At 72.0% G+C, this 5,566-nt stretch carries 4 protein-coding genes; 3 read left to right on the forward strand and 1 reads right to left on the reverse strand.

What is annotated here, in order from left to right; genetic code table 11:
- Positions 1 to 63 precede the first annotated feature (63 nt).
- A complete protein-coding gene (locus tag ACFU97_RS31790) occupies positions 64 to 582 on the forward strand; it encodes a DUF1990 domain-containing protein (protein WP_384263619.1) in 519 nt (172 codons plus the stop codon).
- A gap of 7 nt (positions 583 to 589) precedes the next feature.
- On the opposite strand, the gene ACFU97_RS31795 is transcribed toward ACFU97_RS31790, so the two are convergent.
- Entirely contained in the window at positions 590 to 3,208 is a 2,619-nt protein-coding gene (locus ACFU97_RS31795; RefSeq protein ID WP_384263622.1) for a glycosyltransferase family 1 protein, read from the reverse strand.
- Positions 3,209 to 3,520: 312 nt separating this feature from the next.
- On the opposite strand from ACFU97_RS31795, the gene ACFU97_RS31800 reads away from it, so the two are divergent.
- Both ACFU97_RS31800 and ACFU97_RS31805 read left to right on the forward strand, forming a co-directional pair.
- Positions 3,521 to 4,723: a S8 family peptidase gene (locus ACFU97_RS31800; protein WP_384263624.1), complete on the forward strand. Its 1,203-nt coding sequence runs from the start codon at positions 3,521 to 3,523 to the stop codon at positions 4,721 to 4,723.
- Between the two features lie 235 nt (positions 4,724 to 4,958).
- Positions 4,959 to 5,566: maltotransferase domain-containing protein (locus ACFU97_RS31805; RefSeq protein WP_384263627.1), on the forward strand; the 608-nt coding region annotated here is incomplete at its 3' end.

A 5,566-nucleotide genomic window follows, 5' to 3' on the forward strand; every position in this document is an offset into this window, starting at 1 on the left:
GGGGGTGGGGGGGGGGGACGAGGAGCGAGGCCCCCCCGGGGCCCCGCCCTACTCTTGTCTGCCATGCGCCTGGAGGACTTCACGTACGACGACGTCGGCGGGACCCGCCGCGCCGGGTTCTGCCCGCCGGGGTTCCACCCGATGCATGTCCGCATGCGCATCGGCGAGGGGGAGAAGGTCTACCACAGAGCCGCCGAGGCGGTGCTGACCTGGGAGATGCACCGCGAGCTGGGTGTGGGCATCGAGACGAGCGCGGACCGCGCGGCCACCGGGGTCGACGTCACGGTGAGCTTCGGCGGGCTGATCAAGGCCCCCTGCCGCATCGTCTACACGGTCGAGGAACCCCGCCGCGCCGGCTGGGCCTACGGCACGCTGACCGGCCATCCCGAGTGCGGCGAGGAGGCGTTCGTGGTCCACCGCACCGGCGACGGCACGGTGTGGCTCACCCTGGACGCCTTCAGCCGCGCGGCGAAGTGGTACGCCCGTGCGGGCGGCCCTGCGACGCGCGGCATCCAGCATGCCTACGCCCGGCGGTGCGGAACGGTGCTGAAGCGGATGTGCGCCCCCTACTCGGAGGTGTGAGCCCCGCTCACCGCATCAGTACCCCGCCTCCCTCGCCCGTCTCCTCCGAGGGCACCGCCACCAGCCCGAGCTCCGCGCCGGACGCGAGGAGCCGGTGCGCGGGCAGGATGCGCACCGTGTAGCCGTAGGGCCCGGTGCGGTCCAGGGAGAGCGGGCCCTCGTAGACCCAGCGGCCCTCCGTGTCGGGGCCGCCCGTCGGCTTCAGCGGGACCGTCACCGCGTCCGCGATGCGGTCCTCCGCGTCCACCCGGCCCGAGACGACCTGCACCTCCACGTCGTCCGGCCCGAGTTCGCCGAGGGCTACGCGCACCCGCAGGGCGAGCGTGCTGCCGAGCTCCGCGGTGGGCGTGTGCGCGGACGTCTCCAGATGGTCGACGGTGACGTCGTGCCAGGCGGCCCGCACCCGCGCCTTCCAGCCGGCGAGTTCGCGCGCGGAATCGATGTCCATCGCGCGGTGCGCGTGCGCGGCCGGCGTGTACAGGCGCTCGACGTACTCGCGCACCATCCGGCCGGCCAGCACCTTCGGGCCGAGCAGGGTCAGGGTCTGGCGCACCATCTCGATCCACCGGTCGGGCAGGCCGTGCTGGCCCCGCTCGTAGAAGCGGGGGGCCACCCGCTGCTCCAGCAGGTCGTAGAGCGCGCCCGCCTCTATGTCGTCGCGGTGGTCGGGGTCGGTCCCGGCGCCGTCCGCCGTGGGGATCGCCCAGCCGAAGTCGGGCTGGAACCACTCGTCCCACCAGCCGTCCAGCACCGAGAGGTTGAGGCAGCCGTTGAGGGCGGCCTTCATGCCGGAGGTGCCGCACGCCTCCAGCGGGCGCAGCGGGTTGTTGAGCCAGATGTCGCAGCCCGGGTAGAGCTTCTGCGCCATCCCCATGCCGTAGTCGGGCAGGAAGACGATGCGGTGGCGCACGCGCGGGTCGTCGGCGAACCGCACCAGCTCCTGCACCAGCCGCTTGCCGCCGTCGTCCGCCGGGTGCGCCTTGCCCGCGACCACGATCTGGATCGGGTGCTCGGGGTGCAGCAGCAGGTCCATCAGCCGGTCGCGGTCGCGCAGCATCAGGGTCAGGCGCTTGTACGACGGGACGCGCCGCGCGAAGCCGATGGTGAGGACGTCCGGGTCGAGGACGCCGTCGATCCACCCCAACTCGGCCGTACCGGCGCCGCGTTGGCGCCAGGAGGCGTGCAGCCGCCGACGCACCTCGTCCACCAGCTGCTCGCGCAGGTTGCGGCGCAGCTCCCAGATGTCCTGGTCGGGGATGTCCCCCACGGCGTCCCAGCGGTCGGAGCCGCCGACGGTCATCGCGTCCTCGGTGCGCTGGGCGCCGATCTCGCGGGCCCCGAGCCGGAAGACCTCGGGCGCCACCCAGGTGGGTGCGTGCACGCCGTTGGTGACGGAGGTGATCGGCACCTCGTCGGGGTCGAATCCCGGCCACAGACCGGAGAACATCTCCCGGCTCACATGGCCGTGCAGCAGGGAGACGCCGTTGGCCCGCTGGCCGAGGCGCAGGCCCATCACGGCCATGTTGAAGAGGTTCGGCTCGCCGCCGGGATAGGTCTCCATGCCGAGCCGCAGGATGCGCTCGACGTCGATGCGCGGGAGTTCGGCGTCGGTCCCGAAGTGGTGGGCGACCAGCTCGCGGTCGAAGCGGTCGATGCCGGCGGGCACGGGGGTGTGGGTGGTGAACACCGTCCCGGCCCGGACCGCCTCCAGGGCCGAGTCGAAGTCCAGCCCCTGGTCGCAGAGTTCGGCGATGCGCTCCAGGCCGAGGAAGCCCGCGTGGCCCTCGTTGGTGTGGAAGACCTCGGGCTCGGGGTGGCCGGTGAGCCGGCAGTACGTGCGTACCGCCCGGACCCCTCCTATGCCGAGGAGCATCTCCTGCAGCAGCCGGTGCTCGCTGCCGCCGCCGTAGAGCCGGTCGGTCACCCCGCGCTCGCCGAGGTCGTTCTCCTCGACGTCCGAGTCGAGCATCAGCAGCGGGACGCGGCCGACCTGGGCGTGCCAGATGCGGGCGTGCAATTGCCGGCCGCCGGGCAGGGCGAGGGCGACCTGGGCGGGCGTGCCGTCGGGCTCCTCCAGGAGGGCGACGGGCAGCTCGTTGGGGTCCAGGACCGGGTAGTGCTCCTGCTGCCAGCCGTCCCGGGACAGGGACTGGCGGAAGTAGCCGTGCCGGTAGAGCAGGCCCACCCCGATCAGGGGCACACCGAGATCGCTGGCCGCCTTCAGATGATCGCCGGCGAGGATGCCCAGACCGCCGGAGTACTGCGGCAGGGCGGCGGTGATCCCGAACTCGGGCGAGAAGTACGCGATGGCCGCGGGCAGTTCCCCGCCCTGCTCCTGGTACCAGCGGTCGCCGCTCACATAGTCGTTCAGGTCGTCCGAGACCGCGGTCAGGCGGCGCAGGAAACGACGGTCCTCGGCCAGTTCCGCGAGCCGCGCGGGCGACACGCTCCCCAGCAGCCGGACGGGATCGCCGTCGGAGGCGGCCCAGCGCTCGGGATCGACGGACTGGAACAGGTCTCGGGTCTCCGGATGCCAGGACCAGCGCAGATTGCGGGCCAGATCACTCAGCGGGCTGAGGGACTCGGGGAGAACGGGTCGGACGGTGAATCGACGGATCGCCTTCACTTTCCACCTCGACGCGTGTCGCTGTGCGGACGCACAACACTGTGCGCCTCGTCGTCAACCTCGACGGTATCGGTGCCGGGGGCTCCGCAACCACGGCACGTCCAAGAACACGACAGACTCCTGCGAAGTCCGGAAAAAGCCGCAACCTTCACGCTTCCAGCATGGCGGACATGGCCGATTCCCTCCCCGTAGGCCCTCTTGTGGCCTTCTGCACCGCACGAGAGGCTGCCGACAGGCGTACCGGACCACAGCCGGGTGCACCCCGGTGACCGATGGTCACCGTACGCCGACTCGAGGAGGGGAACTCGGACCATGGCACGGACGCGATCGCGGCGTCTGCGCTGGGCGGGGGGGCTGACCGCGGTGACCTGCACCGCCGCGATGTCGGCCGGCACCCTGCCCGCGCACGCCGCGCCACAGGGGCGGATACTCGGCGCCGACGGGCCCGGCGCCGTCGGCGGAAGTTACCTGGTGACACTAAAGGGGGGTACGAAGGCGTCGTCGGCGGCCGGAAAGGGCCTGGCCGAGAAGTACGGGGCGAGAATAAGCCACAGCTACGGCACGGTCCTGAACGGCTACGCGATCCGGGCGAACGAGAGACAGGCCGGGCGGCTCGCGGCCGACCCCCGGGTCGCCTCGGTGGTCCAGGACACCCGGGTCACCCTGGACCGCACCCAGAAGAACCCGCCGTCCTGGGGCCTGGACCGGATCGACCAGCGAAGCCTGCCGCTGGACCGGCGCTACACCTCACCTGACCGGGCGGGCCGCGGGGTGACGGCGTACGTGATCGACACCGGCATCAGGATCACCCACAAGGACTTCGGCGGCCGGGCGAGCTACGGGTGGGACTTCGTCGGGAACGACAGGACCGCGAACGACGGCAACGGCCACGGCACCCATGTCGCGGGCACCGTCGCCGGCGCCACCTACGGCGTCGCCAAGCAGGCCAAGGTCGTCTCCGTACGCGTCCTGGACAACAACGGCTCCGGTACGACGGCGCAGGTCATCGCGGGGATCGACTGGGTGACCAAGCACGCCAGGAAGCCGGCGGTCGCCAACCTCAGCCTCGGCGGCTCCCACAACGCCCAGCTGGACGCCGCCGTACGCAACTCGATCGCCTCCGGCGTCACCTACGCCGTCGCCGCGGGCAACGACGGCCTGCCGGCGGGGCTCTCCTCCCCGGCCGACGTCCGGGAGGCGATCACGGTCGGCGCGACCGACCGGACGGACGCCCGGGCGGGCTTCTCGAACTTCGGGCCGGCCGTGGACCTGTTCGCCCCGGGAGTGTCGATCACCTCGGCCTCGTACACGAGCGACACCGGGAAGGCGACCTTCTCCGGCACGTCCATGGCGACCCCGCACGCCACCGGTGCGGCCGCGCTCTACCTGGCCGGCCATCCGAAGGCGACGCCCGCCCAGGTGGCGAAGGCGCTGGTCAAGCTGGCGGTGTCCGGGGAGGTCTCCGGCCGCGGCCTCGGCTCGCCCGACGAACTGCTCCAGGTGCCGGCCTCGTAGGAAGGGTTGTCGGGTTCGCCGTCCAGGAGTACTCGGACCGGCCCCGTTCGTTCACGAACGGGGCCGGTCTTGTGTGTAGACATACGAGTGAGTAGTTAACAAAGTGCCGGATTGCTCACCCGAATAGGGTGGGAAGGCTCCCCGGGTATACGACAGGCAGATCACAGGAACACCCCGCAGGACCCACCTCCCCACAGCCATCCGCCCACCCACGTTGACGCGGACAGGAGCGGTCATGCCCGCCACGCACCACTCGTCAGCACCACCGACGTCCAGCGCCGAGGAAACCCTCGGGCGCATCCCGGTCCTCGACGTCCGGCCGGTCGTCCAGCACGGACGAAGGCCCGCGAAGGCGGTGACCGGAGAGACGTTCGAGATCTCGGCCACCGTCTTCCGCGAAGGCCACGACGCCGTAGCCGCCAACGTCGTCCTACGGGATCCCGACGGCCGTCCGGGCCCCTGGACCCCGATGCGGGAACTGGCCCCCGGTACGGACCGCTGGGGCGCCACCGTCACCGCCGGCGAGCCCGGCCGCTGGTCGTACACCGTGGAGGCCTGGGGCGACCCGGTCACCACCTGGCGCCACCACGCCCAGATCAAGATCCCGGCGGGGATGGACACGGAGCTGGTGCTCGAGGAGGGGGCGCGCCTGTACGAGCGCGCGGCCGAGGACGCCCCCGCCGGTGAGCAGGACGTGATCGTCGCCGCCGTGGCGGCCCTGCGGGACGAGAGCCGTCCGGCCGCCTCGCGGCTGGCGGCGGCGTTGACGCCGGAGGTGGATGCGGTGCTGGCGCGGCATCCGCTGCGGGAGTTCGTGACGGCCTCGCCGACGCTGCCGCTGCT

The sequence above is a fragment of the Streptomyces sp. NPDC057616 genome, from assembly GCF_042800575.1.
Lineage (GTDB): Bacteria > Actinomycetota > Actinomycetes > Streptomycetales > Streptomycetaceae > Streptomyces.